Below are 15,950 nucleotides of genomic sequence, written 5' to 3'. Positions count from 1 at the left end.
AAAGGGAGGGGAGACGCGTTATAAGCTGCCCGCCGGGCGCGTACGCGCCGCTGACGTCAGCGTTCTTCCCGTTTTACGCCCGTCCAGGCTTTCCAGACGCATCTGGAACGGTGGGAACGGCATATCAATACCGTGCTCGCGGAAGCCCGCCAGAATCAGCTGGTGGATCTCATGGCGCAGCGGCATACGGTGTCCCATTTCGGCGGCGTAGATACGCAGCTCGAAAATCTGGATCCCCTGCTGTAAATCCACAAGGAAGACTTCCGGCGCCGGGTTGTCGATGACCAGCGAGCAGCGCTCCGCGGCAGTGTAGAGGATCTGGGTGACCTCTTCACTGTTCGCGTCCGACGGTGCCGGTACCGTCAGCACCACACGGGTAACGGAGTCTGAGAGCGACCAGTTGATGAACTGCTCGGTAATAAACGCCTTGTTTGGCACGATGATCTCTTTCCGATCCCAGTCGCTGATCGTCGTCGCTCGGGTGTTGATCTTCGTGATGCTGCCGGTCAGATCGCGGATGGTGACGGTATCGCCAATGCGGATCGGCTTTTCGAACAGAATAATCAGGCCCGAGATGAAGTTGGCGAAGATCTCCTGTAAACCAAAACCTAACCCAACGCCGAGCGCTGCGACGAGCCACTGGAGCTTCGACCACTCAATGCCGATCATCGAGAAGCCAACCAGTCCACCAAACAGCATGATCAGATATTTGGTAATGGTCGTGATCGCATAGCCCGTACCCGGCGTCAAATCCAGATGCTGCAGCAGCGCCAGCTCCAGCAGCGCCGGGAAGTTACGCACCAGTTGGGTGGTGATGATCAGCACCAGAATGGCAATCAGCACCGCCCCTAAGGTAATCGGCTCCAGGCTTTCAACGCCCTGCACCGTAGAGGTCACGTCCCACAGCGAGATGTTCTCCAGGAAGCCAAATGCCGAGTGGATCTCCGACCACAGGAAGATCACCGACAGGAGGGCAATCAGCATCAGGATGGAGCGAACCAGACGCAGGGACTGGGTACTGATGGCATCCAGATCCAGTTCGACCTCATCCGCCTCCGTCGTACCTTCCGTACTGTTAACGTGGTTTGGCTCTTCCTCACCCCGCGCGCGCTGGGCGAGGATCTCCGCCCGGCGATGCTTGGCACGGTCAAACGCCAGACGGCGGCGCTGGATCAGCATCCAGCGGCGGATAACGTGATACACCACCAGCAGCAGGAACCAGATGGCCACCGAGGTTTCGAGACGTGCCAACAGCGCCTGCGACGTCGCCAGGTAACCCACCGCGGCTGCCAGCATCGCAATCAACGGTGCGCTGAGCAGCAGGTTCCAGAGCAGCCGGTTGAACATGTTGTCGCCGCTGCCGGTTTTATCCAGATAGAGCGGAATACCCGCGCGCTTCAGGCTGAGCGTGACGATAGCCAGCGCTCCGCATATCAGCATAAAGCAGAGGCGGCCCAGCGAGCCTGAAAACTCCCGGTCGTTGAGATTATCGAACATGATCAGCGCCATAATCAGCGGCACAATCAGCCCGATGCTCATCAGATAGTAACGCATGGCGCGCGCCACGCGATTACGCGGCCAGCCAAAGTGGGCGATGAACAGGCCATTGGGTCGCGCAAAGGTGGCGCAAATCATCACCACCCACAGCAGCGGCACCGTGGCGGTGACGCCATCGCCAATCGCTACCGCGAGCGGATAGGGCCAGGCTTCCCGCAGGCCATAGCCCAGCGTCATCCACAGCACCGGCAGCGGGGAGGCGACGAGAATCGACCAGAATACCGTGCGCAACGTCAGCCAGAAGTGATCCTGGGTAACCTTCCCCACCCGGGAACTGGAACGCTCGAGGAAGCGGGTGAAATGTCTGCGCGAGTAAATGCTGAAGCCCACCAGAATTAACGCCCCCAGCAGCGGGAAAATGGTCTCTTTGCTGGTGAGCATCATCACGCTGGCCTGTCCCAGCTGGCTGAAGGTATCCAGCGAAATCAGACGGCGCAGATCCTGGACAATCTCAATTGGCCACGAGAAGGTCATCGGACGCACGTCGGACGTCCAGAAGAGATAACGGTGCGTCGCCTCGTTCACCTCTTTCAACGCATCTTCCAGCTGGCTGTTGGACACTTTTAGCTTGGTCAGCTCAAGAATCAGCGTATCCCCGCCCTGGAGCAGAGAGTTCAGCAGTTCACGCTGGGTACGCAGCTGGGCTTCCAGAATGCGGCTTTGCTCGCTGGTCAGGGGCTGTCCGTCAGCCTGACGGATCTGGCGGATTTGCGGCTGCTTATTGAGAAGATCTTCAAAATGCAGTCGCTGAACGCGTAGCTGGGCCATTTCGGTATCCAGCTGCTGCGGCTTTGGCATCTCCGGCAGGCGCGCGACCTGGGCGCGTAGCGCTTCGCCCAGCAGGTTTGACGATCCGAGCCACTGGGACTGTTCGCGCAGGGTGTTGAGCGCCTGGCGAACCTGAAGGGTTTGATTAGTGGCCTGACGCTGCTGCGAGGCCACCAGATCCATACGCTGCGCCTGTTGATTCAGCGCGGCCGAAAGCTCACGGTTGACCTTAAACTGCTCGACGATGCCGGCAGGCAGGTTATCGCTATTTTCTGCCAGCAGCTCGGTACTTTCCAGCGCGCGCTCCGCTTCACGCTGGCGCTGGCTATTGAGCTGGTTGCGCAAGGCCTGAAGATAGGCGTCCAGCTGCTCGCTCTGCTTCTGAGCGAGTTCTGAGCGCATCCGCGACAGCTCCTGGCGGTTATTGGCGGAAAGCTGTGCCAGCTCGAGCTCATCGACAAGGGCCTTCAGGCGAGCTGATTCTGCCTGCAGGCCCAGATTTTGGGCCTGCGCCTGTGGCGTGTTGCCGTTTTGTGTCCCCACGCGGCGCTCAACTTCATTAAGCTGGCGGCGGGCGTCGGTTTGCTGCTGCGGAAGCTGGCTGAGGGAGTCGGCAATTTCGCGCGCTCGCTCCTGCTCCTGCTGAGCAAGGCGGCTCTTTTCCAGAAGCTGGCTGCTGACCTGCAGGATCTCCTGGTTCAGCGCGTCGGAGGTCATCCCTGCCGGCACATCGCGCGGTTCGTCGCGCAAGTTATTGAGCTGCGCGCGCAGCGTCTGCGAGAGTTTGGGGAAGTTGTCGATAACCTGCTGATACTGCTGAGCGCGCTCAAGCGAGCCTTTCCGCTCCTCAAGCGCGTTCAGTGCGGACTGGAGCGACTCGACGGTCTCCGGCTGAGCGGGTTTGGCCGCTTTTGCCTGCTCCAGTTCCTGGGTTATCTGTTTGGCGTCGGGGGCTGTCGCTGCGTACGCCCCCATGCTGAGGCACCAGGCCATCAGTAGAACGATAATCGGGCGCACGTCAGCGATCCTTCTGTTGTTAGCCTTCGTCTTTTTTGTCGTCAACCAGCGGGCTGGCGTCGTGCTCGGCGTGAATCTCTTCCTGTGACAGCGGGGCAGGCTCTGCATCCGGCGTCACGAAGGTTTCGGTAGAGACCGCCAGCGGCTGGCCCAGCTTTGTCACCGACAGGCTTTCAAGCTGTTCAGCCAGCTTCACTTTGCCCGGCGCAAACAGGTTGATCACGGTGGAGCCCAGCTTAAAGCGGCCCATCTCCTGACCTTTGAGCAGGGCCACGGAACCTTCCGCTTCACCGGCAGGCCAGGTCCAGCGTTTGATCACGCCTTCGCGCGGCGGGGTGATGGTGCCTGCCCAGACGGTTTCGATGCTGCCGACGATGGTCGCACCGACCAGAATCTGGGCCATAGGGCCAAATTCAGTATCGAACAGGCAGATGACGCGCTCGTTACGGGCAAACAGGTTTGGCACGTTCTGCGCGGTCAGGTGGTTCACGGAGAACAGATCGCCCGGGACGTAAATCATTTCACGCAGGATGCCGTTACACGGCATGTGCACGCGGTGGTAGTCGCGCGGTGACAGATAGGTGGTGGCAAAGGTACCGTTGCGGAACAGATCCGCCATCAGGTAGCTACCCGCCAGCAGCGCTTCCAGGCTGTAGTTATGGCCCTTCGCCTGCAGAATTTTGTCGTCTTCGATGTTACCCAACTGGCTGATCACGCCGTCTGCCGGCATCACCAGGACGTTAGGGTCGGTGTTCACCGGGCGCACGTCGTCACGCAGCGGGCGCACGAAGAATTCGTTGAAGGTGCGGTAGCTGGCGGTATCCGGCTTCTGCGCCTCTTTCATGTCGACCTTGTAATATTTTACGAAAAGGTCGATGACCAGTTTGGTCAGCCAGCCTGCGCGTTTGCTCGCGCCCCAGCCCGCCAGGCGAGTGAGCCACAGTTTTGGCAGAATGTATTGAAGCGAAAGTTTAAATGCGTTTAACAAGGTAGCCTCCAGGCCATTGTTTTGTCGTTCCTGATCCGGCGGTAAGCCACCGGAACCTGAAAAAAGGGGACGATTTTAGCGATGCTTAGCTTAGTTGTCAGTTATCAGAATCAGAAAAGTTTTTACGCGTTTTTACCTGATCCATGCTCTCAAGAATGCGGTGATAATTCTCGAAGCGGGTCTCCGCGATTTCGCCTTTCTCAACCGCTTCACGGATAGCGCAGCCTGGATCGTTATCGTGTTTACAGTCGCGGTACTTGCAAGCGCCTAAATAATCATGGAATTCGACAAATCCGTTAAAGATTTGTTCCGGCTCCAGGTGCCATAAACCGAACTCTCGCACGCCCGGGGAGTCGATCACGTCGCCGCCGTGCGGGAAGTGATACAGGCGTGACGCGGTGGTGGTGTGCTGGCCGAGGCCCGAGACGTCAGACACATCGTTGGTGAGGATCTCTTGCTGAAGGCCAAGCAGGTTGTTCAGCAGGCTCGATTTACCCACGCCGGACTGGCCCGCAAAGATGCTGATGCGGTCGGTCAGTGCCTCTTCAAGCGGTTTCAGGCCATCTTTGGTGTAGCTGGAGACCATCAGGACGCGATAGCCAATTTTGCGATAGATATCCATCTGCTCATTGACGAAGGCCATCCCGTCGTCGTCCAGCAGATCGATTTTGTTCAGCACGATGATCGGTTCAACCTGCAGCGTTTCGCAGGCGACGAGGTATCGGTCGATAATATTGAGTGACAGTTCGGGCAAAATCGCCGATACGATAACAATCTGGTTAATGTTGGCGGCAATCGGTTTGACCCCGTCGTAGAAATCGGGACGGGTTAACACGGACGTACGCTCATGGACCGCTTCAACGATACCTTTTACCGTTACGCCTTCCGCCGCCTCTTTACCCGGTCGCCAGACGACGCGGTCGCCGGTCACCAGAGAACGAATGGTCCGGCGGATGTTGCAGCGGTGAATCGCACCATCGGCGGATTCCACGTCAGCGTGCATACCGAAACGGCTGATGACTACGCCTTCCGTTGGGTCGCCAAACAGGTTGTCGTCGTAATCGACCTTCTCCGCAGTGGTTTTAAGACGGCGCTGGTGATTGGCATTCACGCGGCGCTGCTGCCCTTTGGAGAGTTTATTTTTACTCAATCGCACTGGCTCCTGGTCGCCCGTAGGGGGCAAAACCTCTATGATACACTCTAATTAATACTAGTTAACCTGCTACTGCCGGTTATGCGAGAAGGGTGGAAAATAACATGAGCGCGGATGAAAACAACCTGATTTGGATCGATCTCGAAATGACCGGGCTGGATCCCGAGCGCGATCGCATCATTGAAATTGCGACCCTGGTGACGGACGCCAACCTGAATATCCTGGCGGAAGGGCCTACGATTGCGGTGCATCAGTCTGATGACCAGCTGGCGTTGATGGACGAGTGGAACGTGCGTACCCACACCGGCAGTGGCCTGGTGGAGCGCGTGAAGGCGAGCACCATGGGTGACCGTGAGGCGGAGTTGGCGACGCTTGAGTTCCTGAAACAGTGGGTTCCGGCGGGCAAATCACCTATTTGTGGGAATAGCATCGGCCAGGATCGTCGTTTCCTGTTTAAGTACATGCCGGAGCTGGAGTCTTACTTCCACTACCGCTATCTGGATGTCAGCACGCTGAAAGAGCTGGCGCGTCGCTGGAAGCCTGAAATTCTCAACGGCTTTAAAAAGCAGGGGACGCATCAGGCGATGGACGATATCCGAGAGTCCGTGGCGGAGCTTTCTTACTACCGCGAAAACTTTATTAAGCTGTGATTTTGAGATCCGGCGCCTTGCGTGGCCGGGTTTTTGTCGTTAAATTGTGCAGCTTGCCGATTAAATAAGCATTTGAACTGAATTTCGAAAAAATCGCTTTAAGGGGGGTTGCAGCTAAAAGGATTTCTCGTATAATGCGCCTCCCGTAACGACAGAGAATTACACGTTACGACAGCAACAAAAGCAGTGCAGATTTGCGGGAATAGCTCAGTTGGTAGAGCACGACCTTGCCAAGGTCGGGGTCGCGAGTTCGAGTCTCGTTTCCCGCTCCAAAATTTGAAAGTGCTTTCACAGCACAGACTGCCCAAGCGGGAATAGCTCAGTTGGTAGAGCACGACCTTGCCAAGGTCGGGGTCGCGAGTTCGAGTCTCGTTTCCCGCTCCAAAATTTGAAAGTGCTTCCACAGCACGGACCACCCAAGCGGGAATAGCTCAGTTGGTAGAGCACGACCTTGCCAAGGTCGGGGTCGCGAGTTCGAGTCTCGTTTCCCGCTCCAAATTCTTCTTCATCTCTAAAATATCCACAGCGAAAAGAATCGCTGGGGACGTTTTCTGTTTTCTCTGAAATACTCTTGTGAACAGAGTTATCCACAGAAACTGCGCTTAACCGAAACAGGGTTAAAACTTAGCAGGGTGAATAATATCTTTATAACATATTGTATTTACATCATAAAATTTGATTTCAAAATGTTATTGAGATCACTTGATCTCTTCTCCAGCCCAGATGGCGCTTGAGTTTGTAATTTTATTCACAGGCTGTGAATAGTTCAGGCATCCCGCGGAAGCCCTTTTTCAATCACCCTCACCAGACGCTGTTTCTTCGGTAGCTGCACCTCGACCACACAGGCATTACGTTTCTCAACTTGCTGCGCAATCGCCCATTCTATGTGTTCATCAAGAAGTGGGTGCTCACCTCTACGGCTTTCAAGCGCCCGAATATTCGCTTCATCCCACGGGGCATTCCCCAGCGCGACGGCCACATTTCGCAGCCAGCGCAGATGGCCGATACGGCGAATGGCCGAACCCTCCGTCACTTTCAGGAACCAGGCTTCGGTCCAGGCGAACAGTTCAGCGAGCGGCGGGGCATGGAGCGCCTTGCGCGGGCTGAAATCCTCTTCGTCCGTGAGCTGTGAATAGCGGTTCCACGGGCAGATGAGCTGGCAATCGTCGCAGCCGTAGATGCGGTTGCCGATAAGCGGTCGGAACTCCTCCGGAATGGCGCCTTCCAGTTCGATCGTGAGGTAGGAGATACAGCGGCGCGCATCAACGGTGTAAGGCTCAACGATGGCGCCGGTGGGGCAGATGGTCATACAGGCCACGCAGCGGCCACAGCCTTCCTCTACCGGGCCGTCTACCGGCAGCGGTAAATCAATCAGCAGTTCACCGAGGAAGAAGAACGATCCGGCGTCGCGGCTAAGAATAAGTGAGTGCTTACCTGTCCAGCCAAGCCCGGCTTTTTCGGCGATCGGACGCTCAAGAATAGGCGCGGAATCGACAAAGGGTCTAAAATTCAGCGAAACACAGTGCTGTTGAATAGTTTCCCCGAGTTTTTTTAAACGGTTACGCAGAAGCTTATGGTAATCACGACCGAGGGCGTACCGGCTAACGTAACCCAGCGAGGGGTCTTTGAGCGTGCGCGCAAAGGCCGCATTGGCGGGCAGGTAGTTCATGCGCACGCTGATGACGCGTAATGTGCCCGGCAAAAGCTCGTGTGGACGGGCGCGCATCATGCCATGACGTGCCATCCACTCCATTTCGCCGTGGTATTGTTTGTCCAGCCAGGCCTGCAGTTTGGGCTCGCTGGCGGAGAGGTCGGTATCGGTAATGCCTACCTTCTGGAAGCCAAGCTCAGCACCCCACTGTTTGATTTTTTGCGCTAATTCATTGAGATCGAGGGGCTGTGACATGACGGACCATACGGTGAAGAAAAACCCCGCAAGTATACCACATTCCATCTGGCATGCGGATGACCTCCGGCGCGCCGAAAAAGAGGCTGCAGACAGCCTCGGGATTACCCTGTATGAACTGATGCTCCGCGCGGGTGAGGCAGCGTTTGACGTTGCCCGTAGCGCCTGGCCGCAGGCCGCCCACTGGCTGATTCTGTGCGGGCACGGCAACAACGGCGGTGACGGCTACGTCGTCGCCCGTCTCGCGGTGGCTGCGGGTATCCGCGTGACCTTGCTGGCTCTCGAAAGTGATAAACCGCTGCCGGAAGAGGCCAGCGCGGCGCGGGAGGCATGGCTGAACGCCGGCGGTGTGATTCATGCGCCTGATATCGTCTGGCCAGAGGATGTTGATCTGATTGTTGACGGGCTGCTGGGCACCGGGCTGCGCAGCGCGCCGCGCGAAAACGTTGCCGCACTCATTGAACACGCTAACAGACATTCCGCGCCGGTAGTCGCCCTGGATATTCCCTCTGGACTGATAGCACAAACCGGCGCGACGCCGGGGGCGGTGATTCAGGCGGCACATACGGTAACCTTTATCGCCCTGAAGCCAGGATTACTGACCGGCAAAGCGCGGGATGTCGTCGGCGTGCTGCACCACAGTGCGCTGGGACTGGAGAGCTGGCTCGCCGGGCAGGACATGCGCATCGCGCGTTTTGATGCATCGCAGCTTGCTGAATGGCTCCCGCCGCGCCGGCCGACGTCCCATAAGGGCGATCACGGCAGGCTGGTGATTGTGGGCGGTGACCACGGTACGGCGGGTGCGATTCGCATGACTGGTGAAGCGGCTCTGCGCAGCGGCGCCGGATTAGTGCGAGTGCTCACTCGCATTGAGAATATTGCGCCGATCGTCACGGCCCGACCGGAGCTGATGGTCCATGAGCTTACGCTCCAGACGCTGGAGGAAAGCCTCGAATGGGCGGACGTGGTGGTGATCGGTCCCGGGCTTGGGCAGCAGGCGTGGGGTAAACAGGCTCTGCAAAAGGTCGAGAATTTTCGCAAACCGATGCTGTGGGATGCCGACGCGCTTAACCTTCTGGCAATAAACCCGGATAAGCGTCACAATCGCATTCTGACGCCACACCCCGGCGAAGCCGCGCGGCTGCTTAACTGCAGCGTGGCAGAAATTGAAAGCGATCGCTTACTTTCTGCTCAGCGTCTGGTAAAACGTTACGGAGGTGTTGCCGTTTTAAAAGGGGCGGGAACCGTTGTCGCCTGTGACGAGACGCAGGGCATTATTGATGCCGGAAATGCGGGCATGGCGAGCGGCGGCATGGGCGATGTGCTTTCCGGCATCATCGGCGCATTGCTTGGACAGAAACTTCCCCTTTATGATGCAGCCTGTGCGGGCTGCGTGGCCCACGGCGTTGCGGCAGATAAACTGGCTGCGCGTTACGGTACGCGCGGTATGCTGGCCACCGATCTCTTTTGCACGCTGCGGCGTGTAGTTAACCCGGATGTGATTGACGTAGAAAATGACTAATCGAGCGATTCCTTTACCTGATGAACAAGCCACTTTAGATCTCGGCAAGCGCGTGGCGCAGGCCTGTCAGGGGGCAACCGTCATTTATCTGTATGGTGATTTAGGGGCGGGTAAAACCACCTTCAGCCGGGGTTTTTTGCAGGCGTTAGGGCATAACGGGAATGTGAAAAGCCCAACCTACACGCTGGTAGAACCGTACACCCTTGAAAATCTCATGGTGTACCACTTCGATTTATACCGCCTTGCGGATCCTGAGGAGCTGGAATTTATGGGGATCCGTGATTATTTTGCCAACGACGCCATTTGCCTGGTGGAGTGGCCGCAACAAGGTGCGGGTGTGCTGCCTGACCCGGATGTCGAAATTCACTTAGATTACCAGGCTCAAGGGCGTGAGGCACGCATCAGTGCTGTTTCCTCATCAGGCAGTTCCTTACTGGCGCGTCTGGCCGGTTAAGCGTAGGGATGACGGGATGATAAATCGCGTTAAAGGTTGGTTGTTGGCTGCCACCGTGCTGCTGTGCGCGCAGGCCGGGGCGGCAAATCTTTCAGATATTCAGGTATCGAACGGCGAAAGCCAGGCCCGGATCACGTTCAGCTTTATGGGCGATCCTGAGTATGCGTTTTCACAGCCAGACAGCCACAGCGTGGCGCTGGATATCAAGCAGACAGGCGTGATCCAGGGACTCCCGCTGCAGTTCAGCGGCAACAACCTGGTGAAAAGTATCCGTTCGGGTACGCCGCAGGATAGCCAGTCGTTACGCCTGGTGGTCGATCTGACCGAAAAGGGCAAAACGAAGGCGGTGAAGCAGCAAAACGGGGCGAACTATACGGTGGTCTTTACCATCAATGCCGATGTCCCGCCACCGCCTCCACCGCCGCCTGTCGTTGCCAAACGTGTGGAACAACCGGTGTATACGCCGCGTCCTGCTGAACCCGCGCGTAATCCGTTTAAATCGCAGAACGATCGCATCACTGCGGCAACCAGCAGCAATACGGTGACCCGTCCGGCGGTGAGTACGCGCCGTGCTGCGACCAGCGGTGACAAAGTGATTATCGCCATTGATGCAGGTCATGGTGGACAGGACCCGGGTGCGATTGGCCCGGGTGGGACGCAAGAGAAAAATGTCACCATCGCCATTGCCCGTAAGTTGCGTGCACTGCTCAACGACGACCCTACGTTCAAAGGCGTGTTGACCCGCGACGGGGATTACTTCATTTCGGTAATGGGGCGTTCGGACGTCGCGCGCAAGCAGAATGCGAATTTCCTGGTTTCCATCCACGCGGATGCTGCGCCTAACCGTAACGCGACCGGTGCCTCGGTATGGGTACTCTCGAACCGTCGCGCCAACAGCGAAATGGCCAACTGGCTGGAAGAGCATGAGAAGCAGTCTGAACTGCTAGGCGGCGCGGGCGATGTGCTGGCAAACAGCCAGTCAGACCCGTATCTCAGCCAGGCGGTGCTGGATTTACAGTTCGGTCATTCTCAGCGCGTCGGGTATGATGTGGCCACTAACGTATTGAACCAGCTGCAAAGCATTGGTGTGCTGCATAAGCGTCGTCCTGAACATGCCAGCCTCGGCGTTCTGCGCTCGCCAGATATCCCGTCCATCCTTGTAGAGACGGGCTTTATCAGTAACAACGGTGAAGAGCGTCTGCTGGGAAGCGACAGCTATCAGCAGCAAATTGCCGAAGCGATTTATAACGGTCTGCGTAAATACTTTGATGCCCATCCGCTGCAGTCTGCGCCACAGAGCGGCGCTGCCCAGACGGCCAGCGCAGCGCTACCGGGTGAGATGACCGCGACCAACTAAGGAGAATTCATGCCGATTCAGGTTCTGCCGCCGCAGCTTGCGAACCAAATCGCCGCCGGTGAGGTGGTGGAACGCCCTGCGTCGGTCGTGAAGGAGCTGGTGGAAAACAGCCTCGATGCGGGCGCGACCCGCATCGATATTGATATCGAGCGCGGCGGCGCGAAGCTTATCCGCATTCGCGACAACGGCTGCGGCATTAAAAAAGAGGAGCTGGCGCTGGCGCTGGCCCGTCACGCCACCAGTAAAATAGCTTCTCTGGATGACCTGGAAGCGATTATTAGCCTCGGCTTTCGCGGTGAAGCGCTGGCCAGTATCAGCTCGGTTTCGCGCTTAACGCTGACCTCCCGTACCGCCGAACAGCAGGAAGCCTGGCAGGCTTACGCCGAAGGGCGCGATATGGATGTGACGGTCAAACCCGCGGCGCACCCTGTCGGCACGACGCTTGAAGTATTAGATCTCTTCTACAACACCCCCGCCCGACGCAAGTTCATGCGTACCGAGAAGACCGAATTCGGACACATCGACGAGATCATCCGCCGCATCGCGCTGGCGCGTTTCGATGTCACCATCAACCTCAGCCACAACGGCAAGGTGATGCGCCAGTATCGCGCGGTGGCGGAAGGTGGACAGAAAGAGCGACGGCTGGGCGCCATTTGCGGGACCCCGTTTCTGGAACAGGCGCTGGCCATTGAGTGGCAGCACGGCGATCTGGCGCTGCGCGGCTGGGTAGCCGATCCGAACGCGAGCAGCGCTGCGTTTGCGGAGATCCAGTATTGCTACGTCAACGGCCGCATGATGCGCGACCGTCTCATCAATCACGCCATTCGCCAGGCCTGCGAAGACAAGCTCGGGGCCGATCAGCAGCCTGCTTTCGTGCTTTATCTGGACATCGACCCGCATCAGGTGGATGTGAACGTCCATCCTGCCAAGCATGAAGTGCGGTTCCACCAGTCGCGACTGGTGCATGATTTTATCTATCAGGGCGTGCTGAGCGTGCTGCAGCAGCAGGTTGAAACGCCGTTGCCGCTGGAACACGCAGAACCTGCGCCACGCCCAATTCCTGAAAACCGTGTCGCTGCGGGCCGCAACCATTTTGCGGAGCCCGCCGTTGCGCGTGAACCGGAAGCGCCGCGCTTTTCCTCCGCAGGGGGCGCACCGCGTCCAACGGGTGCCAACTACCCGAATGCCCAGCCTGGCTATCAAAAGCAGCAGGGCGCGTTGTACCGCAAACTGCTGGAGACGCCAGCCGTAGAGCGTAAAGAACCCATTCCGGCACCTCAGCCTTCTCTGGACGGCCATAGCCAGAGTTTTGGCCGGGTGCTGACGATTATCGCGCCGGATATGGCACTGCTGGAACGTGACGGCAAATTGATGCTTCTGGCACTGCCGGTTGCCGAACGCTGGCTTAAACAGGTGCAGCTCACGCCGGGCGAAAATGCCGCCTGTGCGCAGCCGCTGTTAATTCCGGTTCGCCTGAAAATATCCCCTGATGAAACAAGGATATTGCAGCGTGCCGAAGCACAGCTGGCGCAAATGGGTATTGAAATTGTGCTCGAACCACAGCATGTGACAATTCGTGCAGTGTCTTTACCCTTACGCCAACAAAATTTACAAAACTTGATTCCTGAACTGATAGGCTACCTGGCGCAGCAAACATCGTTTGATGCCGCTAACACCGCGCAGTGGATCGCCCGCCATCTGGCCAGCGAACACGCGCCGTGGAGCATGGCACAGGCCATCAGCGTGCTGGCGGAGGTTGAACGCCTCTGTCCGCATCTGGTGAAAGCGCCGCCGGGTGGGTTATTACAACCTGTTGATTTAAAAACGGCGATGAACGCCCTGAAACATGATTGACGTAAGTAAGGCGAGCCTGCCTAAGGCAATTTTTTTAATGGGCCCAACGGCCTCCGGCAAAACGGCGCTCGCCATTGAGTTGCGTAAAGTTTTGCCTGTAGAGTTGATTAGCGTCGACTCCGCCCTCATCTACCGAGGGATGGACATCGGCACGGCGAAGCCTGACGCAGAAGAACTGCGCGCGGCACCGCACCGTTTGCTGGATATCCTCGACCCGGCTCAGGCTTACTCCGCAGCGGATTTTCGCCGGGATGCCTTAGCCGAGATGGCCGAGATAACGGCGGCGGGGCGTATACCGCTGTTGGTTGGCGGAACCATGCTCTACTTCAAGGCGCTGCTGGAGGGGTTATCACCTCTGCCATCTGCGGACCCGGAAGTAAGAGCGAAAATTGAGCAGCAGGCGGCAGAGCAGGGGTGGGACGTTTTGCATCAGCAACTGGCGGAGATTGACCCGGTTGCCGCAGCGCGGATCCATCCAAATGATCCGCAAAGGCTTTCCCGGGCACTGGAAGTTTTTTTCATTTCGGGTAAAACTTTAACGGAACTGACGCAAACGTCAGGAGACGCTCTGCCGTATCAGGTGCATCAGTTCGCCATCGCCCCGGCGAGCCGTGAACTGCTCCATCAGCGAATTGAGCAGCGTTTTCATCAGATGTTAGCTTCAGATTTTGAAGCAGAAGTGCGGGCGCTATTTGCCCGTGGAGATTTGCATACGGACATGCCTTCCATTCGTTGTGTGGGATACCGCCAGATGTGGTCGTACCTTGAAGGTGAGATTTCATACGATGAAATGGTTTATCGAGGTGTTTGCGCCACGAGACAGTTAGCGAAGCGCCAGATCACCTGGTTGCGCGGTTGGGAAGGGGTTCACTGGTTAGACAGTGAAAAACCACAACAGGCGTTAAGCGACGTGATTGAGGTTGTTGGTGATATCGCTCACTGAATGTGTACAATTGAGGCGTATCGTGCGCAATTTTTCAGAATCGCAAGGTTCTAAGTACAAAACAAGCATATAAGGAAAAGATAGAATGGCTAAGGGGCAATCTTTACAAGATCCGTTCCTGAACGCATTGCGTCGGGAACGTGTTCCAGTTTCTATTTATTTGGTGAATGGTATTAAGCTGCAAGGTCAGATTGAGTCTTTCGATCAGTTCGTGATTCTGTTGAAAAACACGGTCAGTCAGATGGTCTATAAGCACGCTATTTCTACTGTTGTTCCGTCCCGTCCGGTATCTCATCACAGCAATAACGCTGGCGGCGGCACAGGTAGTAACTACCATCATGGCAGCAACGCGCAGGGTTCTTCAACGCCAGCGCAGGACAGAGACGAGACCGAATAAGGTTTCGCACTGTTATCCACACGGGGAGCCAGGGATCCTGCGTTCCCCGCTGATCTTTTTAGAGAGGTTTACGCTTGTTTGACCGTTATGATGCCGGTGAGCAGGCGGTGCTGGTACACATCTATTTTTCGCAAGACAAAGATATGGAAGACCTCCAGGAGTTTGAATCTCTGGTCTCTTCCGCCGGTGTCGAAGCAATGCAGGTGATTACCGGTAGCCGTAAAGCGCCGCACCCAAAGTATTTTGTTGGTGAAGGTAAAGCAGTCGAAATTGCGGATGCCGTAAAAGCAACCGGCGCGTCAGTCGTGTTGTTTGATCATGCGCTGTCTCCAGCCCAGGAGCGCAACCTGGAAGCTCTCTGCGAATGCCGTGTTATCGATCGCACGGGATTGATTTTAGACATTTTTGCTCAGCGTGCACGTACCCACGAAGGGAAACTGCAGGTTGAGCTGGCGCAGCTGCGTCATCTGGCAACGCGTCTGGTGCGTGGCTGGACCCACCTTGAAAGACAAAAAGGCGGGATTGGTTTGCGCGGCCCGGGTGAAACCCAGCTCGAAACCGACCGTCGTTTGCTGCGTGGCCGAATTACCCAGATCCTCTCGCGTCTGGAAAGGGTCGAGAAACAGCGTGAGCAGGGGCGTCGGGCACGCACCAAAGCCGACATCCCGACGGTGTCGCTGGTGGGGTATACCAACGCCGGTAAATCCACCCTGTTTAACCAGATAACCGAGGCCCAGGTTTATGCCGCAGACCAGCTGTTTGCGACCCTGGACCCGACGCTGCGCCGTATTGACGTTGCCGACGTCGGTGAAACGGTGCTGGCGGATACCGTAGGGTTTATCCGTCACCTGCCGCATGACCTGGTGGCAGCGTTCAAGGCCACTCTGCAGGAGACGCGACAGGCGACCCTGCTGCTGCACGTGATTGATGCGGCAGACGTGCGCGTTCAGGAGAACATCGACGCGGTGAACGTGGTGCTCGAAGAGATCGACGCCCACGAAATCCCAACGCTGTTGGTGATGAACAAGATCGATATGCTGGACGATTTCGAACCGCGTATCGACAGAGATGAAGAGAACAAACCGATTCGGGTCTGGCTTTCTGCCCAGACCGGTCTTGGTGTGCCACTGCTTTTCCAGGCTTTGACAGAACGTCTTTCCGGTGAGGTAGCTCAGCACACGCTGCGACTGCCGCCACAGGAAGGCAGGCTGCGCAGCCGGTTTTATCAGCTTCAGGCGATAGAAAAAGAGTGGATGGAGGATGACGGCAGCGTGGGGATGCAGGTGCGTATGCCGATCGTTGACTGGCGTCGCCTCTGTAAACAAGAACCTGCGCTGGTCGACTATATCGTCTGATCAGAAAGGGGATGCCTGAATAATTCGCC

At 57.1% G+C, this 15,950-nt stretch carries 12 protein-coding genes and 3 tRNA genes; 11 read left to right on the top strand and 4 right to left on the bottom strand.

Translation table 11 applies throughout. The features are described 5' to 3' along the window. Positions 1 to 18: 18 nt before the first annotated feature. The 3 genes from mscM to rsgA all read right to left on the bottom strand — a co-directional run bounded on the left by mscM (position 19) and on the right by rsgA (position 5,480). Positions 19 to 3,342 carry a miniconductance mechanosensitive channel MscM gene (gene mscM / locus FHC52_RS12655; protein ID WP_008502929.1) on the bottom strand — a complete coding sequence of 1,108 codons (3,324 nt, stop codon included), beginning with the start codon at positions 3,340 to 3,342 and terminating at the stop codon, positions 19 to 21. A gap of 19 nt (positions 3,343 to 3,361) precedes the next feature. Beyond that, positions 3,362 to 4,330 carry an archaetidylserine decarboxylase gene (gene asd / locus FHC52_RS12650; protein WP_220420100.1) on the bottom strand — a complete coding sequence of 323 codons (969 nt, stop codon included), beginning with the start codon at positions 4,328 to 4,330 and terminating at the stop codon, positions 3,362 to 3,364. 97 nt (positions 4,331 to 4,427) lie between these two features. Further along, positions 4,428 to 5,480: a small ribosomal subunit biogenesis GTPase RsgA gene (gene rsgA / locus FHC52_RS12645; protein WP_008502927.1), complete on the bottom strand. Its 1,053-nt coding sequence runs from the start codon at positions 5,478 to 5,480 to the stop codon at positions 4,428 to 4,430. A 107-nt stretch (positions 5,481 to 5,587) separates the two neighbouring features. Here rsgA and orn point away from each other — a divergent pair, with 107 nt between their 5' ends. The 4 genes from orn to FHC52_RS12625 all read left to right on the top strand — a co-directional run bounded on the left by orn (position 5,588) and on the right by FHC52_RS12625 (position 6,629). Continuing rightward, positions 5,588 to 6,133, top strand: coding sequence for an oligoribonuclease (orn, locus tag FHC52_RS12640; protein ID WP_032664548.1), 546 nt, complete (start codon positions 5,588 to 5,590; stop codon positions 6,131 to 6,133). A 196-nt stretch (positions 6,134 to 6,329) separates the two neighbouring features. Continuing rightward, a tRNA-Gly gene (locus FHC52_RS12635) sits at positions 6,330 to 6,405 on the top strand. Positions 6,406 to 6,441: 36 nt separating this feature from the next. Next, positions 6,442 to 6,517 (top strand) — tRNA-Gly (locus tag FHC52_RS12630). Positions 6,518 to 6,553: 36 nt separating this feature from the next. Then, a tRNA-Gly gene (locus FHC52_RS12625) sits at positions 6,554 to 6,629 on the top strand. Positions 6,630 to 6,899: 270 nt separating this feature from the next. Here FHC52_RS12625 and queG read toward each other — a convergent pair. Next, positions 6,900 to 8,039 carry a tRNA epoxyqueuosine(34) reductase QueG gene (queG, locus tag FHC52_RS12620; protein ID WP_023345299.1) on the bottom strand — a complete coding sequence of 380 codons (1,140 nt, stop codon included), beginning with the start codon at positions 8,037 to 8,039 and terminating at the stop codon, positions 6,900 to 6,902. Between queG and nnr the strand changes: the two genes are divergently transcribed. The 7 genes from nnr to hflX all read left to right on the top strand — a co-directional run bounded on the left by nnr (position 8,038) and on the right by hflX (position 15,921). Further along, complete coding sequence (nnr, locus tag FHC52_RS12615; RefSeq protein WP_220420099.1) at positions 8,038 to 9,561, top strand: bifunctional ADP-dependent NAD(P)H-hydrate dehydratase/NAD(P)H-hydrate epimerase; 1,524 nt, start codon at positions 8,038 to 8,040, stop codon at positions 9,559 to 9,561. The genes queG and nnr overlap by 2 nt on opposite strands. After that, complete coding sequence (tsaE, locus tag FHC52_RS12610; protein ID WP_008502923.1) at positions 9,554 to 10,015, top strand: tRNA (adenosine(37)-N6)-threonylcarbamoyltransferase complex ATPase subunit type 1 TsaE; 462 nt, start codon at positions 9,554 to 9,556, stop codon at positions 10,013 to 10,015. Before nnr ends, tsaE begins: the two co-directional genes overlap by 8 nt. A gap of 16 nt (positions 10,016 to 10,031) precedes the next feature. Continuing rightward, complete coding sequence (gene amiB, locus FHC52_RS12605; RefSeq protein ID WP_047748216.1) at positions 10,032 to 11,372, top strand: N-acetylmuramoyl-L-alanine amidase AmiB; 1,341 nt, start codon at positions 10,032 to 10,034, stop codon at positions 11,370 to 11,372. A gap of 9 nt (positions 11,373 to 11,381) precedes the next feature. Then, positions 11,382 to 13,226, top strand: a complete 1,845-nt coding sequence (gene mutL, locus FHC52_RS12600) for a DNA mismatch repair endonuclease MutL (RefSeq protein WP_220420098.1) — start codon at positions 11,382 to 11,384, stop codon at positions 13,224 to 13,226. Next, positions 13,219 to 14,169: a tRNA (adenosine(37)-N6)-dimethylallyltransferase MiaA gene (gene miaA / locus FHC52_RS12595; RefSeq protein ID WP_008502920.1), complete on the top strand. Its 951-nt coding sequence runs from the start codon at positions 13,219 to 13,221 to the stop codon at positions 14,167 to 14,169. The genes mutL and miaA overlap by 8 nt, the downstream gene beginning before the upstream one ends. An 85-nt stretch (positions 14,170 to 14,254) precedes the next feature. Further along, on the top strand, positions 14,255 to 14,566 hold the full coding sequence (gene hfq / locus FHC52_RS12590; protein ID WP_220420097.1) for an RNA chaperone Hfq: 312 nt from the start codon (positions 14,255 to 14,257) through the stop codon (positions 14,564 to 14,566). A 74-nt stretch (positions 14,567 to 14,640) separates the two neighbouring features. Further along, positions 14,641 to 15,921 carry a ribosome rescue GTPase HflX gene (hflX, locus tag FHC52_RS12585; protein WP_008502918.1) on the top strand — a complete coding sequence of 427 codons (1,281 nt, stop codon included), beginning with the start codon at positions 14,641 to 14,643 and terminating at the stop codon, positions 15,919 to 15,921. Positions 15,922 to 15,950 lie beyond the last annotated feature (29 nt).

The organism is Enterobacter sp. EC_64, assembly GCF_019584165.1.
Classification (GTDB): Bacteria; Pseudomonadota; Gammaproteobacteria; order Enterobacterales; family Enterobacteriaceae; genus Enterobacter; species Enterobacter roggenkampii.
Note: the sequence above shows the minus strand (reverse complement) of the source record. Positions and strands in the feature narration are given on the sequence as shown.

Excerpts from the sequence above, each read along its gene's own strand:
- amiB (WP_047748216.1), top strand. The coding sequence starts at position 10,032 with ATGATAAATCGCGTTAAAGGTTGGTTGTTGGCTGCCACCGTGCTGCTG.
- miaA (WP_008502920.1), top strand. The coding sequence starts at position 13,219 with ATGATTGACGTAAGTAAGGCGAGCCTGCCTAAGGCAATTTTTTTAATG.
- nnr (WP_220420099.1), top strand. The coding sequence starts at position 8,038 with ATGACGGACCATACGGTGAAGAAAAACCCCGCAAGTATACCACATTCC.
- mutL (WP_220420098.1), top strand. The coding sequence starts at position 11,382 with ATGCCGATTCAGGTTCTGCCGCCGCAGCTTGCGAACCAAATCGCCGCC.
- tsaE (WP_008502923.1), top strand. The coding sequence starts at position 9,554 with ATGACTAATCGAGCGATTCCTTTACCTGATGAACAAGCCACTTTAGAT.
- orn (WP_032664548.1), top strand. The coding sequence starts at position 5,588 with ATGAGCGCGGATGAAAACAACCTGATTTGGATCGATCTCGAAATGACC.
- queG (WP_023345299.1), bottom strand. The coding sequence starts at position 8,039 with ATGTCACAGCCCCTCGATCTCAATGAATTAGCGCAAAAAATCAAACAG.
- hfq (WP_220420097.1), top strand. The coding sequence starts at position 14,255 with ATGGCTAAGGGGCAATCTTTACAAGATCCGTTCCTGAACGCATTGCGT.